General features: G+C 71.9%; 20 protein-coding genes. 6 read left to right on the top strand and 14 right to left on the bottom strand.

All coding sequences use genetic code 11. The annotated features are described in order from the left end of the window. Window positions 1–117 precede the first annotated feature (117 nt). The 6 genes from BM064_RS24355 to BM064_RS24330 form a co-directional block, all read right to left on the bottom strand. Window positions 118–1,686: an ABC transporter substrate-binding protein gene (locus tag BM064_RS24355; protein WP_092865410.1), complete on the bottom strand. Its 1,569-nt coding sequence runs from the start codon at window positions 1,684–1,686 to the stop codon at window positions 118–120. Between the two features lie 86 nt (window positions 1,687–1,772). Next, a complete protein-coding gene (locus BM064_RS24350) occupies window positions 1,773–2,693 on the bottom strand; it encodes an ABC transporter permease (protein ID WP_092865406.1) in 921 nt (306 codons plus the stop codon). Continuing rightward, window positions 2,690–3,628 (bottom strand): ABC transporter permease, encoded by a 939-nt coding sequence (locus BM064_RS24345; protein ID WP_092865403.1) that lies wholly within the window; start codon window positions 3,626–3,628, stop codon window positions 2,690–2,692. Before BM064_RS24345 ends, BM064_RS24350 begins: the two co-directional genes overlap by 4 nt. Then, complete coding sequence (locus BM064_RS24340; RefSeq protein ID WP_092865400.1) at window positions 3,625–5,268, bottom strand: amidohydrolase; 1,644 nt, start codon at window positions 5,266–5,268, stop codon at window positions 3,625–3,627. Before BM064_RS24340 ends, BM064_RS24345 begins: the two co-directional genes overlap by 4 nt. Before the next feature lie 85 nt (window positions 5,269–5,353). Next, the gene (locus BM064_RS24335) at window positions 5,354–6,340 is read right to left on the bottom strand and encodes a 2-hydroxyacid dehydrogenase (protein WP_092865397.1); all 987 of its coding nucleotides are present in this window, start codon (window positions 6,338–6,340) and stop codon (window positions 5,354–5,356) included. Between the two features lies 1 nt (window position 6,341). Then, on the bottom strand, window positions 6,342–7,112 hold the full coding sequence (locus tag BM064_RS24330) for a class II aldolase/adducin family protein (protein WP_092865394.1): 771 nt from the start codon (window positions 7,110–7,112) through the stop codon (window positions 6,342–6,344). Between the two features lie 242 nt (window positions 7,113–7,354). On the opposite strand from BM064_RS24330, the gene BM064_RS24325 reads away from it, so the two are divergent. Further along, window positions 7,355–8,056 (top strand): GntR family transcriptional regulator, encoded by a 702-nt coding sequence (locus BM064_RS24325; RefSeq protein ID WP_092865391.1) that lies wholly within the window; start codon window positions 7,355–7,357, stop codon window positions 8,054–8,056. A 355-nt stretch (window positions 8,057–8,411) separates the two neighbouring features. Here BM064_RS24325 and BM064_RS24315 read toward each other — a convergent pair whose 3' ends face one another. Further along, window positions 8,412–10,049 carry a BCCT family transporter gene (locus tag BM064_RS24315; protein ID WP_092865388.1) on the bottom strand — a complete coding sequence of 546 codons (1,638 nt, stop codon included), beginning with the start codon at window positions 10,047–10,049 and terminating at the stop codon, window positions 8,412–8,414. Between the two features lie 118 nt (window positions 10,050–10,167). Beyond that, complete coding sequence (locus BM064_RS24310) at window positions 10,168–10,581, bottom strand: universal stress protein (protein ID WP_092865385.1); 414 nt, start codon at window positions 10,579–10,581, stop codon at window positions 10,168–10,170. A gap of 526 nt (window positions 10,582–11,107) precedes the next feature. Between BM064_RS24310 and BM064_RS24305 the strand changes: the two genes are divergently transcribed. The 3 genes from BM064_RS24305 to BM064_RS24295 all read left to right on the top strand — a co-directional run bounded on the left by BM064_RS24305 (window position 11,108) and on the right by BM064_RS24295 (window position 14,625). Continuing rightward, window positions 11,108–12,007, top strand: coding sequence for a VOC family protein (locus BM064_RS24305; RefSeq protein WP_245779277.1), 900 nt, complete (start codon window positions 11,108–11,110; stop codon window positions 12,005–12,007). 477 nt (window positions 12,008–12,484) lie between these two features. Then, window positions 12,485–13,891 (top strand): 3-isopropylmalate dehydratase large subunit, encoded by a 1,407-nt coding sequence (gene leuC, locus BM064_RS24300; RefSeq protein WP_092865382.1) that lies wholly within the window; start codon window positions 12,485–12,487, stop codon window positions 13,889–13,891. A 122-nt stretch (window positions 13,892–14,013) separates the two neighbouring features. Continuing rightward, entirely contained in the window at window positions 14,014–14,625 is a 612-nt protein-coding gene (locus BM064_RS24295; protein WP_143103441.1) for a GNAT family N-acetyltransferase, read from the top strand. A 246-nt stretch (window positions 14,626–14,871) separates the two neighbouring features. Here BM064_RS24295 and BM064_RS24290 read toward each other — a convergent pair whose 3' ends face one another. The 6 genes from BM064_RS24290 to hslV form a co-directional block, all read right to left on the bottom strand. Beyond that, window positions 14,872–15,207: a hypothetical protein gene (locus BM064_RS24290; protein ID WP_143103440.1), complete on the bottom strand. Its 336-nt coding sequence runs from the start codon at window positions 15,205–15,207 to the stop codon at window positions 14,872–14,874. Window positions 15,208–15,559: 352 nt separating this feature from the next. Beyond that, a complete protein-coding gene (locus tag BM064_RS24285; protein WP_092865376.1) occupies window positions 15,560–17,032 on the bottom strand; it encodes a cytochrome P450 in 1,473 nt (490 codons plus the stop codon). Between the two features lie 65 nt (window positions 17,033–17,097). Beyond that, window positions 17,098–17,817 (bottom strand): glycosyltransferase family 25 protein, encoded by a 720-nt coding sequence (locus BM064_RS24280; RefSeq protein WP_092865373.1) that lies wholly within the window; start codon window positions 17,815–17,817, stop codon window positions 17,098–17,100. A 300-nt stretch (window positions 17,818–18,117) separates the two neighbouring features. Then, on the bottom strand, window positions 18,118–19,419 hold the full coding sequence (gene hslU, locus BM064_RS24275) for an ATP-dependent protease ATPase subunit HslU (protein WP_092865370.1): 1,302 nt from the start codon (window positions 19,417–19,419) through the stop codon (window positions 18,118–18,120). A gap of 59 nt (window positions 19,420–19,478) precedes the next feature. Continuing rightward, window positions 19,479–20,603, bottom strand: coding sequence for a hypothetical protein (locus tag BM064_RS24270; protein WP_092865366.1), 1,125 nt, complete (start codon window positions 20,601–20,603; stop codon window positions 19,479–19,481). Beyond that, the gene (hslV, locus tag BM064_RS24265; protein ID WP_092865363.1) at window positions 20,593–21,150 is read right to left on the bottom strand and encodes an ATP-dependent protease subunit HslV; all 558 of its coding nucleotides are present in this window, start codon (window positions 21,148–21,150) and stop codon (window positions 20,593–20,595) included. The genes BM064_RS24270 and hslV overlap by 11 nt, the downstream gene beginning before the upstream one ends. Window positions 21,151–21,368: 218 nt before the next feature. On the opposite strand from hslV, the gene hisB reads away from it, so the two are divergent. Beyond that, window positions 21,369–21,956, top strand: coding sequence for an imidazoleglycerol-phosphate dehydratase HisB (hisB, locus tag BM064_RS24260; RefSeq protein WP_092865360.1), 588 nt, complete (start codon window positions 21,369–21,371; stop codon window positions 21,954–21,956). Further along, window positions 21,953–22,591 carry an imidazole glycerol phosphate synthase subunit HisH gene (hisH, locus tag BM064_RS24255; RefSeq protein WP_092865358.1) on the top strand — a complete coding sequence of 213 codons (639 nt, stop codon included), beginning with the start codon at window positions 21,953–21,955 and terminating at the stop codon, window positions 22,589–22,591. Before hisB ends, hisH begins: the two co-directional genes overlap by 4 nt. Window positions 22,592–22,594 lie beyond the last annotated feature (3 nt).

Raw genomic sequence — 22,594 nt, 5'->3', positions numbered from 1 at the left:
CTGGGGGCGGACCTCGGGTCGCGGCCCGGGCGGCGCGAAGCGGCCGGCGCGGGCGGAAATTCGGGAGGGGATGCGCCGGCCCCGGAGGGGGCCGGCGCGGGGATCAGGCGCTCGGGCTCACTTGAACTCGAGCTGCAGGCCCTTGTAGAGGCCGGCGCCGTAGATGTTGTGCGGCTTGATCGGCTTCAGCTTCGAGACGTAGGCGATCTGCATCGGGCGCTCGTAGATCGGCAGCCAGGTGACCGCCTCCTGCACCTTCATCAGCACCTTGCCGTAGGCCTCGGCGCGCGCCGCGTCCGTGGTGGCGGCGGCGGCGGTCTTGAGCAGCTCGTCCGTCTCCGGGTCGTTCCAGTTCATCCGGTTCGGCGAGGGGATGTTGGACGAGCGGAAGTAGAGGTTCAGCGCGTCGCCCGCCGACACGTAGGGGAAGCCCATGGTGAAGACGTCGAACTCCTGCGTCGCCAGCTTGCCCCAGATGACGGTGGGGTCGAAGGTCTGGATCTGCAGGTTGATGCCCACCTTCAGAAGGTCCGCCTGGACCATCTCCGAGGTCTTCGCCCACTCGCCGATGAAGGAGTAGATCGTCGGCTCCAGCTTCACGCCGTCCTTCTCGCGCACGCCGTCGGCGCCCACGGTCCAGCCGGCCTCGTCAAGCAGCTTCTTGGCCTGCTCGGGGTCGTACTTGAAGACGAACTCCTCGACCGCCGGGTTGTAGTCCAGCGCGCCCGACGAGACGTAGGTGTAGGCCGGGTCGACCTCGCCGAAGAACAGGTCCTCGGCCATCGCCTCGCGGTTGACCGCGAAGTTGATCGCCTTGCGGACCGCCGGGTCGTTCATGCCGGGCTTGTCGACCTTGAAGCCGATGAAGTTGGTCCAGAACGCAGCGTCGGAGCGCACGACCTCGATGTTCGGGGCCTGGCGCATCTTCTCCATGCCGATGAAGGGCACGTAGTAGGACACGTCCGCCTGCCCGGTCAGCAGGGCGACGGTGCGGGTCGCGGCCTCGGGGACCGTCTTCCACACGATCTTCTCGACCTTGGCGCCGCCCTCGCCGTACATCGGCGGGCCCCAGTTGTAGCCCTCATGCCGGGTCATCACGAGCTGGTTGCGCGGCTCCCAGCTCTCCCAGCAGAAGGGGCCGGTGCCGTTGAAGCCGGTGACGCCGAAGTCCGCGCCCAGCGCCTCGACGTTCTCCTTGTCGACCACGGTCCCGAAGGACTGGGCCAGCTGGTAGAGCAGCTCGGAGTAAGGGGCGTTGAGCTCGTACTTCAGGGTGTAGTCGTCGAGGGCGACCACCTCCTTGATGTCGCCCGCGCGCCAGGCGACGCCCGACTTGATCTCGGGGCTGACCCAGCGGTTGATCGAATAGGCGATGTCCTCGGCGGTCATCGGCTTGCCGTCGCAGAAGGTCACGCCTTCCTTGATCTTGAAGGTGTAGGTCTTGCCGTCCTCCGACACCTCCCAGCTCTCGGCCAGAAGCGGCTCGATGGTCTGCATGTCCTCGTTCAGGGCGACGAGCGTATCGCCCATCATGAACAGCGCCTCGGACCCGGCCAGCGCGGTGATCGCGGGGGGGTCGTACTTGTTCGAGTCGAGCTCGCGGACGATGGTGACGGTCTGCGCCGTCGCCAGCGCCGGGAGCGAGACGGCCAGCGCCGCCCCCAGTCCCAGGATCTTCTTGGTCATCTAACGGGCCCTCCTTGTCGGCACGTTCGGGTTGCGAAAGCGGCCGGGGTCTTGCGCCCCGGTCCGCGATGCGGGGTTGCCGCGGCCTACGCCTGAAGCCGCGGATCGAGCACGTCGCGGAGCGCGTCGCCGGCGACGTTCGCGCAAAGGACGATGATGAAGATGACCACCGAGGGGATCACCGCGATGTGCGGCGCGAACAGAAGATAGTCGCGTCCCTGGGAGGCCATCATGCCCAGCTCCGCCATCGGCGGGCGCGCGCCCAGGCCGAGGAAGCTCAGCGCGGCGCCGATCAGGATCACCTGCCCGAAGCGGAGCGAGATGAAGATCATGATCGAGGAGATGCAGTTGCGCAGCAGGTACTTGCGGAACAGGTCCCGGTCCGAGAGGCCGACCGCGCGGCCCGCCTCGATGAACTCCATCTTCATCACGCCGACCGCGATGCCGCGGCTGATGCGGGCGCAGTCGGGGATCGAGCTGACCGCCAGCGCGATGATCACCGGCACCGCCCCCTGCCCCATCACCGCCACCAGCGCGAGGCCGAGCAGGATCGCGGGGAACGACAGCATCATGTCCATCAGGCGCATCAGCCAGGCGTCGAGCCGCGTGTAGAAGGCCGAGAGCAGCCCGATCATCGAGCCGATGAAGCCGCCGATGCCCACCGACACGAGCCCGATCAGCAGCGTCAGCCGCGAGCCGTAGAGGATGCGCGAGAAGATGTCCCGGCCCTGCCCGTCGGTGCCCAGCAGGTGCTCGGCCTCGCCGCCCGCCTGCCAGACCGGCGGGGTCATCACGGACCGCGAGTTCACGTAGGGGTCGTGGGTCGCCAGCAGCGGCGCGAAGATCGCGCCGAAGATGATGATCCCCAGCACCGTCATCGCCGCGACGGCGGCCTTGTCCCTCAGGAGCCGGCGGAACCAGGACTTGCGGCGCGGAGGGGCGGCGTCCTCGGGCGGGGCGGCGGCCGCCGCGGCGGCGGGGGCGGTGGAGGCTTCGGCCAGGGTCATCGGCGCACCCGCGGATCGAGAAGGGAATAGAGGATGTCGACGATCAGGTTGATGATGATGAACGCCAGCGCGAACACCAGGATCGCCCCCTGCGCGACGGTGAAGTCCGAGCTCAGGATCGCCCCCACCGTCAGCCGCCCGATGCCGGGCCAGGAGAAGATCGTCTCGGTCACCACCGCGCCGCCCAGCAGGTAGCCCGCCTGCAGGCCGATCAGCGTCACCACCGGGATCAGCGCGTTGCGCAGGCCGTGGCGCAGGATCACCTGCGTCTCGGTCAGACCCTTGGCGCGGGCGGTGCGCACGTGATCGAGCTTCAGGACCTCCAGCACGGACGAACGGGTCATGCGCGCCACCGGCCCGATCATGATCGCGCCCAGCGAGACGGCGGGCAGGATCAGGTGCAGCAGCCCCTCGGCCGACCACAGCGGACCGCCGCGGCCGATGAAGGGCAGCTGGAACCACAGCACGCCGAAATACTGCACCGCCAGCAGGCCGATGAAGAAGATCGGCAGCGACACGCCCGCCACCGACAGCCCCATGATGAAGCGGTCGACGAGCGAGCCGCGCAGCACCGCCGCCAGCGTGCCCATGGCGATGCCCAGCGGCACCGACCAGAACAGGCAGGCCACCATCAGCTCGACCGTCGGGCCGATGGCCGACCACAGCTCCTCGGTCACCGCCTTGTTGGAGATCATCGAGCGGCCCATGTCCCCCTGCGCCATGCGCTCGAGATAGGCCCAGAACTGGTAGATCATCGGCTGATCGAGGCCCATCTGGACCCGGATCGCCTCGACCACGTCGGGCGCGGCCATGGGCCCCGCCACCACCTGGGCCGGGTCGCCGGGGACGAGCTGCAGGAGCAGGAACCCGAACAGCAGCACGCCGAACAGGACCGGGATCGACAGCAGCAGCCGATCGGTGATCGTGGAGATCATGCGGGAAGGGCCTCCCTGTCGAAGACCACCTCGCCGCCCAGCAGGGTCATGTCGCAGACGGTGGTCAGGATCTCTTCGGGGTCGATCTCGAAGAAGTCCTTCGAGAAGACGGCGACGTCGGCGTACTGGCCGGGGATCAGCCGGCCCTTTCTCTCCTCGGCGTGGACGCCATAGGCGGCCTCGTAAGTGTAGCAGTGCAGCGCCTCGGCCATGGTCAGGCGCTGATCTTCGCCCAGCACCACGCCCGTATCGGTTTTGCGGGTCACCATAGCATAGATGTTCGCGAACGGGTCGATATCGCAGACCGGACAGTCGGTGGACGCCGAGGGGTGCACGCCCGCCTCGAGGAAGGCCTTCATCGGATAGCAGAACTGCGGACGCTCCTTGCCCAGGCACGCCTCGTAGCCGTTGCCGAAGAAGTAGATGAAGCTGGGCTGCGGCGCCGGCACGATGCCCATCGCGGCCATGCGGTCGATCTGGGACTGGGAGAGCCAGCCGCAATGCTCGATCCGGTGGCGGCGGTCCTCGGCGGGATGGGCGGCGTAGGCCTTCTCGTAGGCGACCAGCATCTGCTCGATGGCCTGGTCGCCGATGGCGTGGGGCGTCACCTGGTAGCCCCACTTGTGATACTTCATCACGAAGTCCTCGGTCTGCTGCGCCGTCTGGCACTGCAGGCCGTAGTTGGCGGGGGCGCCCTCGGTCTCCGGCTCGTAGGGCTCGGACATCAGGGCGGTGCGCCCGCCGGCCGAGCCGTCGAGGAAGATCTTCACGCCGGCGATGCGGAACATGTCGTCGCCGACGCCCGTCACCAGCCCTTCCTCGTAGCACTGGTCCACGACGTTGCGGTCGAGGTCGCCCATCAGCACGCCCGCGACGCGCACCGGCAGCCGGCCCTCGGCATGGGCCTTCTGGTAGGCGCGCATCTCCGCCATGTCGTCGCGGATGCCGATGGCGGCCTCCATGCAGGAGGTGATGCCGTAGGTCAGCAGGTCGCGGCCGGCGGTCTCGATCGCCTCGACGATGTCGTCGACGGTCGCCGAGGGGATCGCCTTCTGCACGGGCTCGCGCGCCGTCTCGGCGAGCCAGCCGGTCAGCTCGCCCTCGGCCCGGCCGATGGCGCCGCCGAAGGGATCGGGGGTGTTGTGCCCGATCTCGGCGAGCTGCAGCGCCTTCGAGGACGCCACGCCCACGTGCCCGCAGGCGCGCACGATGTAGACGGGGTTGTCGGGCGCCGCCGCATCCAGTTCCCGGCGGTGAGGGTGGCGCTGCTCGGCGAGCTTGTCGTGGTCGTAGCCGCGGCCCACGATCCACTCGCCGGGCTGGGCGGTCTTGGCGGCCTCCTTGATCCGGTCCAGCAGCGCCTCGACCGAGCGGACGCCGTCCCGCGCCCGCAGGTCCACCTGCTTCATGTTGAAGCCGTACATGTGCAGGTGCATGTGGTTGTCGTTCAGCCCCGGCGTGGCGAGCTTGCCGCCCAGGTCGATCACCTCGGTGTCGTCGCCCGCCATCGCCTCGATCTCGGCGCGCGTGCCGGTCGCCAGCACCTTGTCGCCCTTGATCGCCAGCGCCTCGAAGAACCCCTCGTTCAGGCCGGCCCAGATCTTGCCGTTCACCAGGATGCGGTCCGCGGTCTCGGTCATGCGAGGCGCTCCGGGAGGGCGGCGGCGGCGGCGGGTCGGGTCATGGGGGTCGGCTCCGGGAGGGGGGAGGGGGCAAGGGGCGCGCTCAGTAGCCTTTGCGGCGGTCGACGCGGTTGGCGGGCTCGCGCCCCTCGGCGACGGCGGAGATGGCGTCGGCGAGCTGGCGCACGGTGGCGTGGCGCGAGGTGTCGGAGGCGCGGTGCGGGGTCACGAAGACCCGCGGATGCGCCCAGAACGGATGGTCGTCGCCCGGCGGTTCCTTGCGGAACACGTCCACCGAGGCGGCGGCGATCCGGCCGGAGTCCAGCGCGGCGAGGAGGTCCTCCTCCACCATCTGCTCGCCCCGGCCGATGTGGATCAGGCAGGCGCCCTTGGGCATCCGCGCGAAGAGGGCGGCGTCGAGCACGTCGCGGGTCGCCTCGGTCAGCGGCAGGACGTTGATCAGGATCTGCGACCGCTCGGCCACCCGGCCCAGCGCGTCCTCGCCCGCGATCACCTCGACGCCCGCCTCGCCCTGCGCGGGGTTGCGCGCGGCGGCGACCACGGCGAAGCCCATGGCCGAGACGGCGCGCGCCACCGCCCGGCCCATCAGGCCGTAGCCGAGCACGCCCACGGTCGTCTCGCAGGGCTCGGCGGGGCGGTCGGTGCGCACCCAGCGGCCCTGTCGGTTCCACTCGACGAAATCGTCCATCCGCCGGTGGTGCCAGACCACGTGGAAGGCGGCGAACCCCGCCATCAGATCGGCCTGGCTGTCGTCGCGCACCCGGGTGACGATCACGTCCTCGGGCAGCGAGGGGCAGGCGAGGATATGGTCCACCCCCGCCGCGATGGAGCCCGCCACCTTCAGGTTGGGATAGCGCGCGAACCCGTCGGCGGGCGCCTGCCAGCACAGGGCGCAGGTCACGGCGGCCGGGTCCTCGACCTCCTCCGGGCGGAGCAGGACGAGGCGCGGGTCGGTCGCCTCCCCGAAGATCGCCATCAGGTCGAGCTGGCTGGAGAGGTAGACGCCGATCGCGGGACCGGCGCCCGCCTCGCCCTCTGGCGTCGGCTGGAGGGGCGGGATCGCGTTCATCTCAGCTATCGAAATCCGGGCAGCGCTTCTTGGCGAGGCGCAGGTAGGCCTCCCACTCCGGATCGGGCTTGCCCGAGGCCTCGTGCTTGGCGGCCCAGGCCTCGCCCTGGCCCGCGGTGAACTCGGCCAGCTCGTGGGGCACGAAGCGGGGCTTCATCCCCGAGGCCATGATCGCGAGCTGCGCCTGGCAGGCGCGCTCGAAATTGTACATCGCCTTGAACGCATCCCCGACCGAGGTCCCGCAGGTCATCAGGCCGTGGTTGCGCAGGATCATGATCATCTTGGAGCCCAGATCGGCGATCAGGCGCTCGCGCTCCTCGAGGTTCAGGGCGATGCCCTCGTAGTCGTGGAAGGCGATGCGGTCGTAGAACTCCAGCGACCACTGGTTCAGCGGCAGCAGCCCCTCCTCGGTCGAGGAGATCGCGACGCCGGCGACCGTGTGGGTGTGCAGCACGCAATGCACGTCGGGGCGCGCCATGTGCACGGCCGAGTGGATGGTGAAGCCCGCCTTGTTGATCCCCTGCCCGTAGTCGTCGCGCAGGATGTTCCCGTCGAGGTCGACGGTGACGAGGTTGGAGGCGGTCACCTCGTCGAAGCGAAGGCCGTAGGGGTTGATGAGGAAGGCGTCCTTGCCCTCCGACGCCGGGGCCTTGGCCGAGATGTGGGTGAAGATCGAGTCGTCCATGCCGAACTCGGCGATCAGCCGGTAGGCGGCGGCGAGGTGAACCCGTTCCACCGGCTGGGCGGTGGACACCTGGGTCTGGATCGTCATGGCGGACTCCGAAAAGGCTTGCCGTCCGCTGTTGTCCGGACGACTCTGCTGCGTCGCAAAACACGATGATGAAGATTTTTCGACAAATCAACTGTCGACAGTTTCTTTTTTTCAGCGTTCCCTGATCCGACTCGCACGATGCTCGCCGGCCGCCGTCCGCAGCAGCGCACGCGGGGGGTCGAAGGCGGCCGGGCGCCGCCGGAGGAGCCCGTCAGGGAGGCGGAAGAGGAAGCGTTTCCAAGATGTTCGAGAAATTCCCCGAGCCGTCCGACCCGCCGAAGTTCCAGGCGCTGCAGCCCGACGATCTGGTCACGCGCATCGCCGACCAGGTGGTCCGCGCCATCGGCGACGGCCGGCTGCGCCCGGGCGAGAAGGTGGCCGAGGCGAAGCTGGCGCGCGAGCTCGGCACCTCCCGCGCGCCGGCCCGCGAGGCGCTGCGGCTGCTGGAGAGCCAGGGGCTGATCGTCTCCCACCCCCGCCGCGGCTTCTTCGTGCACGCCTACGACAGCAAGGAGATGCACGACATCTACGACCTGCGGGAGTGTCTGGAGATCCACGCCGCGCGCCTGGCGCTGAAGCGGATGACGGACGCGGACCTCGCGCGGCTCGAGGCGCAGATCGAGACGCTGCACCGGCTCGGCCGCGCCGGCGCGGCGCAGGAGCAGGTGGTCGAGGACTACGCCTTCCACCGGATGCTGTGCGAGCTGGGGGGCAACGGCCAGATCCTGCGGATCTTCGACCAGCTCGCGACCCAGCTTCGCGCCGGAATCGCCATCGTCGGGCGGCTCTACGACGACCCCGCGAAGATCGCCGCCACCCACGACCCGTTGATCGCGGCGATTCGCGCCCGCGACGGCGACCGGCTGGAGGCGGAGCTGCGCGAACACCTCGAGGACGCGCGCGAGCACGTCGTGGCCCTCTACCTCGCCGCCAGCGTGGCCTGAGCGCGGCGCGTACGCGGAGGCGCCCCCCGACGATCGCCTGCGTCACGGTCGGCGCCGACGACCTCCCGCGCGCGAGGCGCTTCTACGCGGCGCAGCTCCTGCCCCACGGCTACGCGCTGGAGGAGGGGCCGGAGGGGCCGAGCTTCGTCCTGCCCGCGGCGCCCGGCGCCCCGCCCGCGCCGGACTTCCCCGCGCCGGACTTCTGTATGGGCTGCCTGCGCAACCCCCAATGCAACAAGATCGCGCTGCTCTCCGCCGAGCCCGACGAGCCCGGCCGCGACGACTGAGGCGGGGCCGAACGAAAAAGGGCGCCCGCGATGCGGGCGCCCTTCGATCTTCCGGGGAGAGGCGCGGCTCAGCGCGGCTCGTCCATCAGACCCTTCACGATGGCCCAGCAGCCGACCAGCAGCACGATGGCGAAGGGGAAGCCGGTGGAGACCGCCATCGCCTGCAGGGCGCCCAGGCCCCCGCCGACCAGCAGCGCGATGGCGACCAGCCCCTCGAAGCTCGCCCAGAACACGCGCTGGGAGACGGGGGCGTCGACCTTGCCGCCCGCGGTGATCGTGTCGATGACCAGCGAGCCCGAGTCCGACGAGGTCACGAAGAACACGATCACCAGCACCACCGCGAGGACGGACGTGATCGAGGCCAGCGGCAGGTCCGCCAGCATCCCGAACAGCGACAGCTCGGGGCTGTAGCTGTCGATCACGTGCTCCTTCACCTGGCTGTCCGCCAGCTCGACCACCTGCTCGATGGCGGTGCCGCCGAAGGCCGACATCCAGAACACCGAGACGACGGTGGGGATGATCAGCACGCAGACGATGAACTCGCGCACCGTGCGCCCGCGGGAGACGCGGGCGATGAACATGCCCACGAACGGCGACCAGGAGATCCACCACGCCCAGTAGAAGGCGGTCCAGCCCTGGCGGTAGGAATCGTCGTCGCGCCCCACCGGGTTGGACAGCGGGATCAGGTCGCGCCCGTAGGCGATCAGCCCGTCCACGAAGCCCGAGAAGATCGACAGCGTCGGCCCCACCAGCACCACGAACAGCAGCAGCGCCATGGCCAGCACCATGTTGACCTCGGAGAGCAGCTTCACCCCCCCGTCGAGGCCGCGCAGCACCGAGATCAGCGCCACCGAGGTGATGATCAGGATCAGCACCACCTGCGCCTCGATCGAGTTGGGGATGCCGAACACGAAGGCCAGCCCCGCGTTGGCCTGCTGCGCGCCGAAGCCCAGCGAGGTCGCGAGCCCGAACAGCGTCGCGAACACCGCCAGGATGTCGATGATGTGGCCCGGCCAGCCCCAGACCTTCTCGCCGAAGATCGGGTAGAACATCGAGCGGATGGTCAGCGGCAGGCCCTTGTTGAAGGCGAACAGCGCCAGCGCCAGCGCCACCACCGCGTAGATCGCCCAGGGGTGCAGGCCCCAGTGGTAGATGGTGGCCGCCATGCCCATCGCGCGCGCGGCGTCGAGGTTCTCGGGGATCAGCGAGCCGTCCTCGGCGAAGGGCGAGGGCACGCCCAGCGGCTCGGAAATCGCCATGTGGTAGACCGGCTCGAGGACGCCGAAGAACATCAGGCCGATGCCCATGCCGGCGGCGAACAGCATCGCGAACCAGCCGAAGTAGGAATAATCGGGCGTCGCGTCCTTGCCGCCCAGCCGCACCCGGCCGAGCGGCGAGACCACGATGCCCAGGCACACCAGCACGAAGATGTTGCCCGCCATCAGGAAGAACCAGTCCAGCGAGGCGGTCAGCCAGTTGCGCAGGTCGTTGAACATCGGCCCCAGCGAGTTCTGGAAGGCCAGCGTCACCACCACGAAGGCGATGACCACCAGCGCCGAGATCGCGAACACCGGGTTGTGGATGTCGAGCCCGAAGGGCCCGATCTTCGGCTGGATGTTGTCCTGGCCGATCTCGAAATCGGTCTCGATCAGGTTCGCGGGGCCTTCCGGGGCGGGGATCGCCTCGGAGTCGGATGAGTCGCTCATGGGGGGCTTCCTGTTCTGTTGGGCGTCGGCGGACGGGCCGGGACGCCTGGGCTCGGGTCGTGCGTCGCGGCCGGCGCCGGACCGGCGCGCCGCGGCGCGGGGGCGGCGCGCGGGCGCGTCACCGCACGACGAAGACCGAGGCCCGCGAATGGGCCGCGATCGAGCCGCCGTTCGACGGCCAGAGGTAGTCGGCGAGGTTGGGCACGTGGCTCTGCATCACCACCAGGTCGGCGCCGATCTCGTCCACCGCCTTGAGCAGCTTCTTGTCGAGGTCGGCCCGGGGGTCGTGGCTGACCATGGCCTTGGCGGCGGCCTTCACGCCCTGGCTCTCGCCCTCGCTCCGGGCGAAGCGCTCGAGCTTGGCGGCGAACTCCTCGGGGCTGTGGGCGACCGCGCCGGGCTCCGGCGAGGTCACGGCCACATAGGTGATCGGCGCGTCGTATTGCCGGGCGAGCCCGGCGGCCACGTCGAGCGACTTCCGCAGCCGCTCGAGATGGCCCAGGTCGACCGGCGTCATGATGCTGGAATACACGGCTCCCCTCCTCCGGGCCGGGGGCCCGGTTCCAGATTCGTTTCGAACAGGCGACGCGGTTTCCGCGTCGCCCATCGAACTCGACGACCGCTCGGGAAGATGAACCCTGGGATCTTCCCCCGACGATCTCCGCGATGCGCGACCTGAATATTGCATTCAGTCGCTTGCATTTCAAACGCGGCGTGAGGGAGCCTAGGGCGCCGAGCGCCGAAGGCAACCCATGGTCCTTCATCCGCTCGACCATTACGGTGGACGTTGCGGGATGACCTCAAGGGAACCACCGCCGCCGCCCGGCGCGCGCCACGGGCGCGACCATCGGCGGGTGGAATGCGACGGATGCGGGCCGCGGCCGCCTCCGCGCGCCGCGCGCCGGGCGGCGGCGCGCGGCCGGCCCTGGCGTTTCCGCGCCCGCCACAATAAATTCCACCTCCGGCATATTATCGCCGTCGGCGGATTGGCCCATCTTGATGCCGGGCGGCCGATGCGCGACCGTCCTGCGACGCCCCCTCCGTCCCGGAGCCCGACCATGACCCAAGCCGCTTCCGCCGTTTCCGCCGCCGAGGGCGCGATGTTCGACATGCAGGCCGCGCCGCTGCACGTGGGCCGGGTGCGCCTGCGGGTGCGCGACCTCGCCCGCGTCTCCGACTTCTACCAGGCGCTGCTGGGGCTCGAGACGCTCGACCGGGGGGCGGGGTGGTCCGTGCTCGGCGCGCCGGGGCCGGGCGGTCCCCGCCCGCTGCTGGAGCTTTCGGGCGACGCGCGCCTCGCGCCGCTCGACCGCCGGCAGGCGGGGCTCTTCCACACCGCCTTCCTGATGCCCTCGCGCGCCGACCTGGGCCGCTGGCTGGGCCATGCCGCCGCCGCGCGGGTGCGGCTGGAGGGCGCCTCGGACCACATCGTGTCGGAGGCGATCTACCTCTCCGACCCCGAGGGCAACGGCATCGAGGTCTACGCCGACCGGCCCCAGGCCGCCTGGCGCACGCCCTCGGGCGCGGTCGAGATGGCGACCCTGCCGCTCGACGCGCAGGCGCTGGTCCAGACCGGCGGCGGCGGCGCCTACGACGCGGCGCCCGAGGGGCTGATCGTGGGCCACGTCCACCTGCAGGTGGGCGACACGCGCACGGCCGACGGGTTCTATCGCGACGTGCTGGGCTTCGACGTCGCCGCCGACTACCCGGGCGCGCGCTTCTACGGCTCGGGCGGCTACCACCACCAGCTCGCCGGCAACGTCTGGAACAGCCGCGGCGCCGGCCGGCGGCCCGAGGGGATGGCCGGCCTCGACCGGGTCGAGATCGTGCCCCGCGACGCCGCGGCGCGCGAGGCGCTCCTGGCCCGCGCCGAGGCCGCCGGCCTCGCGCCCGAGACGCGCGACGGCCTCGCGGCCCTGCGCGACCCCTGGGGCGGCCTGGTGGTCCTGGCGGCCTGAACCCGCGCAGACCGACCTCGGTCCCGCCGCAGCCGCCCTTGCGGAGGCCGCGACGGGGCTCGGCGACCCTCGCGGGTCCCCCGGGCGCTCCGATCCCGGACCCGGCGGGCGAATCCCCTCCCCCGTTCCCGCCCGCCCACCCCGCCGCCGCGCCCTGCCCGCCGCGGCGATCCCGCGACGGGGTCGGCGGGCGGGCGTCCCGGCCGCGCAGCGGACGGCAGAGCCGCCCCGCCGGCCCCGGCCCGGGCCCCGCCCGTCGGTCCCCTGCGATTCCCCGCTTGCGGCCAGCGAACGCGCGACATAATTTCCGCGCCATGTCCGGACCCCTCGTCATGACCGACCGCGCCCGCCTGCCGTGGCGCTTCTTCGGCCGCCTCGCCGAACTCCCCGCCGTGGGCTGACCGCCCCCGCGCCAGAGTTCCGCGCGCCGACGCGCGCATGACGACCCCAGCCCGACGCCAATTCCGGAGACGACCGATGACCGCCAAGACCCTCTACGACAAGATCTGGGACGCCCACGTGGTGCACGAGGCCGAGGACGGCACCTGCCTCCTCTACATCGACATGCACCTGACCCACGAGGTCACCTCCGCCCAGGCCTTCGAGGGTCTGCGCATGGCCGGCCGCCCGGTGCGCCGCCCCGAGCTGACCGTGGCCGTGCCCGACCACAACGTGCCCACCGACGTGGGCCGCGCCACCGGCGAGATCTCGGACCCCGAGGCGAAGCTGCAGATCGACACCCTGCGCAAGAACGCCGCCGACTTCGGCGTGACCTACTTCGACGTCAACGACGTCCGCCAGGGCATCGTGCACATCATCGGGCCGGAGCAGGGCCTGACCCAGCCCGGCATGACCATCGTGTGCGGCGACAGCCACACGGCGACCCACGGCGCCTTCGGGGCGCTCGCCCACGGCATCGGCACCTCGGAGGTCGAGCACGTGCTCGCCACCCAGACGCTGATCCAGAAGAAGTCCAAGAACATGCTGGTGAAGGTGAACGGCACGCTGCCGCTCGGCGTCACCGCCAAGGACATCACCCTGACCGTGATCGGCAAGACCGGCACCGCGGGCGGCACCGGCTACGTCATCGAATACGCGGGCGAGGCCATCGAGTCCCTCTCGATGGAAGGCCGCATGACGGTCTGCAACATGGCCATCGAGGGCGGCGCCCGCGCCGGCCTGATCGCGCCCGACGAGAAGACCTTCCAGTACGTGATGGGCCGCCCCTACGCGCCGAAGGGCGCCGCCTGGGAGCAGGCGATCGCGTTCTGGAAGACCCTCAAGTCCGACGAGGGCGCCCACTACGACAAGGTCATCGAGTTCGACGCCTCCGAGATCGAGCCCGTGGTCACCTGGGGCACCTCGCCCGAGGACGTGCTGCCGATCTCGGCCGTGGTCCCCTCGCCCGACAGCTTCAAGGGCGGCAAGGTCTCGGCCGCGACCCGCTCGCTGGAGTACATGGGCCTGAAGCCCGGCCAGGCGCTGAAGGACATCGAGATCGACACGGTGTTCATCGGGTCCTGCACCAACGGCCGCATCGAGGACCTGCGCGAAGTCGCCAAGGTGATGGAGGGCCGCAAGGTCAAGGACGGCATCCGCGCGATGATCGTCCCCGGCTCGGGCCTCGTGCGCGCCCAGGCCGAGGAGGAGGGGATCGCCCAGAAGCTGATCGACGCCGGCTTCGAGTGGCGCATGGCCGGCTGCTCGATGTGCCTCGGCATGAACCCCGATCAGCTCAAGCCCGGCGAGCGCTGCGCCTCGACCTCGAACCGCAACTTCGAGGGCCGTCAGGGCCGCGGCGGCCGCACCCACCTGCTGAGCCCGGCCATGGCCGCGGCCGCCGCGGTGACCGGCCGCCTGACGGACGTGCGCGAGCTGTCCTGACGCAAGGGCGCCCGCGTCCCGCCGGGACGCGGACCTGGCCGCCGCTTCACGGGCGGGCCGATCTCCGCAAGGATCGGCCCGCCCGTTTCCGTTTCCGCGCCCGGTCGCGAGGAGCCCCGCCGATGCCCGACCGCGCCGACGCCCCGATCGGCCCCCCGAACGCCCCCCCGCCCGCCGCCGGCGCCGCGGACGGACCGCCCTGGCCCGAGGATCCGCCCCTCGCGCCCCCCGGCCCCCGGCCCGCCGGCCTGGCGATCCGCGAGGCGACGGAGGCCGACGCCGAACCGGTGGCGCGGCTGATGAACCTGCTGGGATCGGAGATCAGCGGCGGCCCCGGCGCGATGACGCCCGAGATCGTGCGCCGCGACGTGCTGTCGGGCGCGATGACCCTGCGGGTGCTGCTGGCCGAGATCGACGGCGCCCCCGCCGGCGTCGCCGTCCACCAGCCCGCCTACGAGACCGCCTACGCCGCGCGCGGGCGCTACCTGCAGGACCTCGCCGTGGACCCGGCCTTCCGCCGGCGCGGCGTGGCCCGCGCCCTGATCGCGCGCCTCGCGCGGCTGACGCGGGAGGAGGGCGGGGACTTCCTGTGGTGGATGAACATGGACGCGATGCCCGGGCCCCGCGCCCTCTACCGGGCCGTCGCCGACGTCGAGGACCGCAGCTCCGCCTTCGCCGTCACCCGCGGCCGCTTCGCGGCGCTCTGCGCCGAGGATCGCCCCGACGAGGCCTGAGCGCGCGCATCGCGCTCCCCGCCCGCAAGGCCTTGCGAGCCTCCTGCGCGAGAGTCTCGTCGGGCGTTCCGGGCGCGAGGCGCCTGCGTGGATTGGTCTTGGAGGCGCGCAGACGCGAAGCGGCGCCGGTCGTCAGGCGTCCCGTCGCGCGGGCGGCGCGGGTCTCGGGCGGGGGATGCGTCGAAGGGGGGCCGGTCCCGCGGTCGCCCCTGGGCGGCCGCGTCCCGGGTCTCCCGCCGGGCGGCGTCAGCCGCGCAGGCGGGCGGCGTTGGCGCGCATGCGGCGCGACATCGGGGCGGCGGCGGCGCGCAGCGCCTCCTGGGGCGCGGCGCCGTCGGCCATCGCCCTGGCCATCGCCTCGAGCGAGTTGGAGAAGGCCGCGGGCTTCTCCATCACCATTCCCACCGCCTCCTGCAGGCTCATCGCGCCGGTGGCGGCGAGCAGCGTGCGGCGCAGGATCACCTCGGCCGCGGCCGCGGAGGTCTCGTACTGGAACCGCCACATCTCGGTCATCAGCATCCAGGGCGCCATCATCTCGGCGTATCCCGGCGGCATCGCCGCACGGGTGGATCGCTTGCTCATTCCTGGTCCCAGTCCTTGCTGCCTCGGTCCGGACGGCGCCCGGACCCCACCCGACGCCACCCTGCCCCGGAATGCCTGAAGACCGGGTTCACGCCCGGCCCCAGGCGCCGCCGCCCGAGGGCGCGACGACGCGTTGCAGACCGACACCCAAGCACGCGCCGGCCGGAAAGGCGAGCGTTTGCGCGCCCGCCGGGCATTCGACCGGACGGAGACGTCAAGAAAGCACGCAGGCCCTGCGCCCCTGCCCGCGCCCGAACGGCGGGCGCTCGAGCCCGAGCGGCCGGAGGCGCGCGGCCGTCTCCGACTCGCGGGAGGCGGGCGGCCGGCGGCCCGGGCGGGGCGCCCGCCCGCTTCAGCGGCGCGCGACGCGCATGCGGACCGGCGCGCGGGTGCGCAGGGTGATCTTGCCGACCGGCTCGGGCGGCGGACCGTCGGGGGAGAGGCGGAAGCGCGGCAGCGCCCGGGCCAGCACCATCACCCCCTCCAGCCGCGCCAGCGCCAGGCCCACGCAGATCCGCGGCCCGCCCCCGAAGGGGATGTGGGCGAAGGGATGCCGGCCGGCGCGGTTCGCTTGCAGGAACCGCTCGGGATCGAAGACGCCCGGCCGCTCCCAGTAGCGCGGATTGCGGTGGATCATGCCGATCACGATCTGGATGCGCGTGCCGGGCGCGATCTCGACGTCCTCGAACCGGTCCGCGGCGACCGCCTGGCGCCCGATCGAGAAGGCCGGCGGGTAGAGCCGCAGGATCTCGTCGTAGGCCGCCGGCAGCAGCGGGACCGCGCGGGCCGCGGCGGGGTCGAGCGGGCCGCCCGCCTCCGCCTCGGCCTCGGCCGCCGCGGCCGCCAGCCGCTCCTGCCGCTCGGGCTCGCGCGACAGACGGTCGAGGCCCCAGGCGAAGCTCAGCGCCGTGGTCTCGTGGCCCGCGGCGAAGAGGGTCAGCACCTCGTTGCGGATCGAGGCGCGGTCGAGGAAGGCGCCCGTCTCCTCGTCCTTCGCGTGGACCAGGATGTCGAGCAGGTCCGGCGCCTCGGGCTCCTCTTCGCCCGCCTCGCGCCGGGCGAGGCGCGCGTCGATCAGCGGGTAGAGCCAGGCGTCGAGCTCCGCCAGCCAGCCCATCGCCTTCCGGCGGGAGCGGCGGGGGAACCAGCCCGGCAGGTTCATGATGTCGGCGAAGGGCGGCGAGCCGGCGTCGGTGATCACCTTGTCCATCAGCGCGCCGATGCGGGCCGGGTCGTCGCCCATGTCGGCGGAGAAGAACGCCTCCATGGCGATGCGCATCGCCAGCTCGCCCACGTCGTGGGTCAGGTCGACGGCGCGGCCCGCGTCCGCGGCCTCGCCCCACCCCTGCAGCATCGCCTCGACATGGCGGGCGACGACGGCCTCGACCCCCTTGATCGCGCGGGCGTTGAAGGCGGGCGAGATCAGCCGGCGGCGCTGGCGCCAGGTCTCGCCGTCCATGGTCAGCGAGCTCTTGCGCAGGAAGCGCGAGAAGATGATCTCGTAGAGCCGCCCCTTCACGTAGGCGTCGGGATTGCCCTGCAGCACGTGGCGGGCGAAGTCGGCGTCGTTGACGGTGACGATGGTCTCGCCGCCCGCGCGCACCACGTTCCAGCGCCGCTGGGCCAGTTCGGGGTGGATCAGGTCGAGCAGGTTGCGCGAGCCCTTCCACATCATCCGCACCGTGTTGAGCTTGCGCAGCAGGCGCGAGCGCTCCAGCCGCGCCATCGAGGGCGGGGGGCTGGCGGGCACGTAGAGCTGCGGCCGCTCGAGCGCGGCGCGCTCGGCGGGCGTGACCGCGTGTCCGGCGGGGTCCAGATCCTTCATGGCCTCTGTCCTTTCGTGCCGGCGCGGCGGCTCCGGGGCGGCGAGGGGGTCGGGTCTCGGTTGCGCTATAACGCCTGCCGCAACCGCCGCGCGACCGCAAGGCCGCGGCGCAGGATCGGCAGGCGATCGTGCCAGGCCGGGGTGATGTCGCTGGCCGAGGAGCGCTGCACCCCCAGCGGCGGGTCGAAGGTCAGCAGCGGCGTCTCGGGATGGCGCATCCGGTAGGTGTGATAGGCGCCGTCCACGTGCATCGGCCCCCCCTCGGGGTGGCCGTTGGGGCGGGTGGCGAAAAGCTCGAGCTGGTCGACCAGCGCGCCGATCACCGGCGCGCGGAAGGCCACGAAATGCGTGCAGCGCATCGCCTCGTCGGGGCCCGGCGCCAGGGCGCGCACCGGGCGGCGGCCGGCCGGCTCCTCGACCGCGCCGCAGTGGAACATGCGCCAGTCGGGGGCGCGCAGCGCGGCGAGATAGGGCCCGGGGTGCGCGAGGAAGGTGCGCGAGAAGTCGAGGTCGTCCTCGACGATCGCCACCGCCCCCAGCCCGTCGTCGCGCGCCTCGCGCAGGATCGTCAGGTGGCTCATGTAGCAGCCCAGCGCCCCCAGCGAGGGCCAGTCCCCCTTCTCGGCCGGCCGCACGGCCGGGAGCCGGCGCACGACCCCGCCGTCGATGCGCAGCCCCACGCGGGCGAGCTGCGCCTCGACCCCGCGCAGGCGGTCGGGGCGGCTGTCGAGATTGACCACGTAGATCCGCTCGAAGATCTGCGCGAAGTCCTGGCTGACGTCCACGAAAGGCTCCCGGTCAGGCGGCGCCCCCCGGCCGCTCGCCGGGGCGCAGTGTTTCGCGATCCGGGACCGGGCGCAATCGGGACCCGCCGGTCCTGCCGTTGCGGAACCTCGCCCAGGGGGCCTCCCGGGCGCCCCCGGGACGCCCCCGCGGCGCGCCCTCCGCGGCGAGGCGCGCACCCCCGCCCCCGGCCGGCCGGGGTGGGCGGGCGGGAGGCTGGCCGGGGGCGGGGGCGCGCGCCGGGCGCGACGCCCGCGAGCCGTCCCCGCCCCCTGCCCCGGAGCGCATGCGCCCGGCGGGGATCAGAGGACGTAGCGGCTCATGTCGGCGGAATGGGCCAGCGCGCCGACGCGGTCCTCGACATAGGCCCGGTCGATGGTCACCGCCTGGCCGCCGCGGTCGGGCGCCTCGAAGCTCAGCTCCTCGAAGACCCGCTCCAGCACCGTGTGCAGGCGCCGCGCGCCGATGTTCTCGACCGAGCGGTTCACCTCCGCCGCGAACTCGGCGATGGCGGCGACCCCGTCCTGCGAGAATTCCACCGACACGCCCTCGGTCTCCAGCAGGGCCGTGTACTGGCGGGTGAGGGCGTTGTCGGTCTCGGTCAGGATCCGCACGAAATCCGCCTCGGTCAGCGCCTTCAGCTCGACGCGGATCGGCAGGCGGCCCTGAAGCTCCGGCAGCAGGTCCGAGGGCTTCGAGACGTGAAAGGCGCCCGAGGCGATGAAGAGGACATGGTCGGTCTTCACCGCGCCGTGCTTGGTGGTGACGGTGGTGCCCTCGATCAGGGGCAGCAGGTCGCGCTGCACGCCCTCGCGGCTGACGTCCGCGCCCTTGGCGCCCTCGCGCGCGCAGACCTTGTCGATCTCGTCGAGGAACACGATGCCGGACTGCTCGACGGCCTCGATGGCGTCGCGGGTCACGGTCTCCTGATCCACCAGCTTGTCGGCCTCCTCGGCGATCAGCAGCTCGTAGCTGTCCTTCACCTTCACCTTGCGCTTGCGGGTCCGCCCGCCCAGCGCCTTGCCGAAGATCGAGCCGAGGTCCGCCATCTGCCCCGGCTGCTGGCCGGGAATGTCGAAGCCCGCGAAGGGGTTGGAGGTGTCCTCCATCTCCAGCTCGATCTCGGTGTCGTCGAGCTCCCCCGCCCGCAGCTTGCGGCGGAACATGTCGCGGGTGGAATCGCGGCTGCCCGATCCGGTCAGCGCGTCCAGCACCCGGTCCTCGGCCGCGCCGTGGGCGCGGGTCTTCATCTCCTCGCGCCGGCGTTCGCGGATCATCACGATGGCGGCCTCGACCAGATCGCGGATGATCTGCTCGACGTCGCGGCCGACGTAGCCGACCTCGGTGAACTTGGTGGCCTCGACCTTGATGAAGGGCGCCTGCGCCAGCTTCGCGAGGCGGCGCGAGATCTCGGTCTTGCCGACGCCGGTGGGGCCGATCATCAGGATGTTCTTGGGCGTCACCTCATGCATCAGGTCCGCGGGCAGCTGCCGGCGCCGCCAGCGCGAGCGCAGGGCCACGGCGACGGCGCGCTTGGCCTCCTGCTGGCCGATGATGAAGCGGTCGAGCTCCGAGACGATCTCGCGGGGGGTCAGGTCGGTCATGTCGGTCCTTAGGTACGCGCGGCGGCCGCCGAGGGCGCGCGCGGGGGAAAGGGAGGGGGTCAGGCGGGGGCGCTCCAGGGGGGCAGACGCTCCTTGCCGGGGAATCTGGGCAGCGCGCGCATCAGGGCGTTGCGAAGCGTGATCCAGCCGGCGCCCAGCCCGACGATCAGCGCGCCCAGGAGCATCAGCCCGCCGGCGGCGCCGAGGCCGGCCGCGTCCACCACGCTCCACACCATCGAGGCGAGATAGGCCGCCGCCGCCAGCAGCAGCGACCGGCGGTCCAGCGCCAGCGCCAGCGCCGCGAGCAGCGCGAGAAACAGCGCCATCAGCGCGCCGGAGAGGGCGGTGGGCTCGCGCAGCAGGCTCAGCGCCACGGTGTTGACGATGGCGGGTCCGGCCGCGAGGTGCAGCCAGAACCCGCAGGCCGACAGCCGCGTGACCCGGTGCGGATCGCGCAGGTCGAAGCTGAGCGCCAGCGCGAAGCAGGCGATCCCGAATACCAGCGTGCCGATGGCGAAGGCCGAGGAGACGCCGAGGTCGAACAGCGCCGCCGCCCCTCCGCCCGCGATCATCGCCTGCACCGCCGCCTCGCCGTCGCCCGCCAGCAGGATCAGCAGCGAGGCATAGGCCGCCAGCGCCGCGAGAAACAGCGCGAAAGGCAGCCGGAACCGAAGGAAGAACACGATGGCGGCCGCCAGAGCCGTGCCGGTGACCGCGGCAAGCGTCGGGATCGACGGCCCCGGCCCCGCGAGGTCCGCGGCCTCCACGAAGAGCCCCGTGGCCACCATCCCCGCCGAGACCGTGAAGCCGATCGCCAGCAGCAGGCTCGGCAGCGTCATGCGGCGGCGGCGGGTGAGATACTCGGCCAGCGCCCAGGCGCCGATCACCCCCATCAGCCCCGGGCCGAACTGCCCGAAGGCGAGGCCCATCAGCCAGCCGCCCATGCCCAGGATCGCCACGCCCGCGGCCACGAACACGTCGTTGAGGCCACGGAACAGCTCGAACGGCTCGTCGCCGACATGGGCGCGCAGGCCGCGGCGGGATTCGCCGAGCGCCGCGAGCCGCACCGCCTGCCGCTCGTCGATCAGCCCCGCCCCGACCGCGGCGCGCAGGTCGGCGGCGTCGAGGGCGACGTCCGTCACGGCGTCGGGGGCGGGGGCGTCGGGCGCGGGATCAGCCGTCAAGGGTCTCGACCGTGAGCTTGCCGTTGGTGAAGACGCAGATGTCGGCGGCGATGGCCATGGCCTTGCGGGCGATGGTCTCGGCGTCGAGGTCGGTCTCCATCAGGCCGCGCGCGGCGGCCATGGCGAAGTTGCCGCCCGAGCCGATGGCGGCGACGTCGTGCTCGGGCTCGAGCACGTCTCCGGCGCCGGTGATCACGAAAAGCTGCGCGCCGTCGGTGACGATCAGCATGGCTTCCAGGTTGCGCAGGTACTTGTCGGTGCGCCAGTCCTTGGCGAGGTCCACGCAGGCGCGCATCAGCTGGCCGGGCTGGGCCTCGAGCTTGGTCTCCAGCCGCTCGAGCAGGGTGAAGGCGTCGGCGGTCGAGCCGGCGAAGCCCACCACCACCGGCGCGCCGCCCGGCTCGATCCGGCGCACCTTGCGCGCCGTGCCCTTGATCACCGTGTTGCCGAGCGAGACCTGTCCGTCGCCCGCGACCACCACCTTGCCGCCGCGCCGGACCGCGAGGATGGTGGTGCCGTGCCAGCCGGGAAAGTCGTCTGCGCTCATGGGGTCTCCGGGTCTCGGGCGCCCGACCGCGGGGGACCGGGAGCGTTGCAGGGTTCGAGCGGCCATATAGGCGGGGCGTTCCGGCGGCGCCACCCGGCATGACGCAAGGGGCGCCTGCGCCCTCGCCCGCCCTGCCCCGCAGCCTGCGGGCCTTCGGCGCCTTTCCGACCGCCCCGGGCGCGGCTATACCGGCGCCGTCCGCAGCAAAGGGGGCCCCGATGCGCACCGCGAGCCTGACGCGCAAGACCAACGAGACCGACATCTCGGTCGAGCTGAACCTGGACGGGACCGGGGCGCACGACTGCGCCACCGGCGTGGGGTTCTTCGACCACATGCTCGACCAGCTGGCGCGCCACTCGCTGATCGACATGACGGTGCGCTGTTCGGGCGACCGGCATATCGACGACCACCACTCGGTCGAGGACGTGGGCATCGCGCTGGGCCAGGCGCTGGCCCAGGCGGTGGGCGACAAGCGCGGCATCCGCCGCTACGGGTCCTGCCTGCTGCCGATGGACGAGAGCCTGGTGCGCGCCGCCCTCGACCTCTCGGGCCGGCCCTTCCTGGTGTGGAAGGTCGAGTTCCCGACCGAGAAGATCGGGACCTTCGACACCGAGCTGGTGCGCGAGTTCTTCACCGCCTTCGCGATGAACGCCCGCATGACGCTGAACGTGGCGAAGCTGGACGGCGAGAACGCGCACCACATCGCCGAGAGCGCCTTCAAGGCCGTCGCCCGCGCCCTGCGCGAGGCGGTCGAGGAGGACCCGCGCCAGAAGGGCGCCCTGCCCAGCACCAAGGGGGCCCTGTGAGCACCGCCATCGTCGACTACGGCTCCGGCAACCTGCACTCGGCCGCGAAGTCCTTCGAGCGGATGTCGCGCGAGACCGGCGCCGGCGGCCCGATCCTGGTCACCGCCGACGCGGACGCCGTCCGCCGCGCCGACCGCATCGTCCTGCCCGGCGTCGGCGCCTTCGGCGACTGCGCGGCCGGCCTGCGCGCCGTCCCCGGCATGTGGGAGACGATCGAGGAGCGCGTCGCCGCCGGCGTCCCGTTCCTGGGCATCTGCGTCGGCCAGCAGCTGATGGCCGACCGGGGGCTGGAGTTCGGCGTGCACTCCGGCTTCGGCTGGATCGCCGGCGACGTGGCGGCGATCGAGATCGACGACCCCGCCCTGAAGATCCCCCACATGGGCTGGAACGAGCTGGTCATCGACCGGCCGCACCCGCTGCTGGAGGGGATCTCCGACGGCGACCACGCCTATTTCGTGCACTCGTTCCACATGACGCCCCAGGACCCCGGGGCCCGCTTCGCCCACGTGATGCACGGCGGCGCGGTGACGGCGATGGTCGGCCGGGACAACATGGCCGGAACCCAGTTCCACCCGGAGAAGAGCCAGGCCACCGGCCTGCGCCTGATCGCCAACTTCCTCGCCTGGAAGCCCTGAAGC

It is taken from the genome of Albimonas pacifica (assembly GCF_900113695.1).
GTDB lineage: Bacteria > Pseudomonadota > Alphaproteobacteria > Rhodobacterales > Rhodobacteraceae > Albimonas > Albimonas pacifica.
The sequence above is the reverse complement of the archived record's forward strand: the minus strand, read 5'-3'. Positions and strand labels throughout refer to the sequence as shown.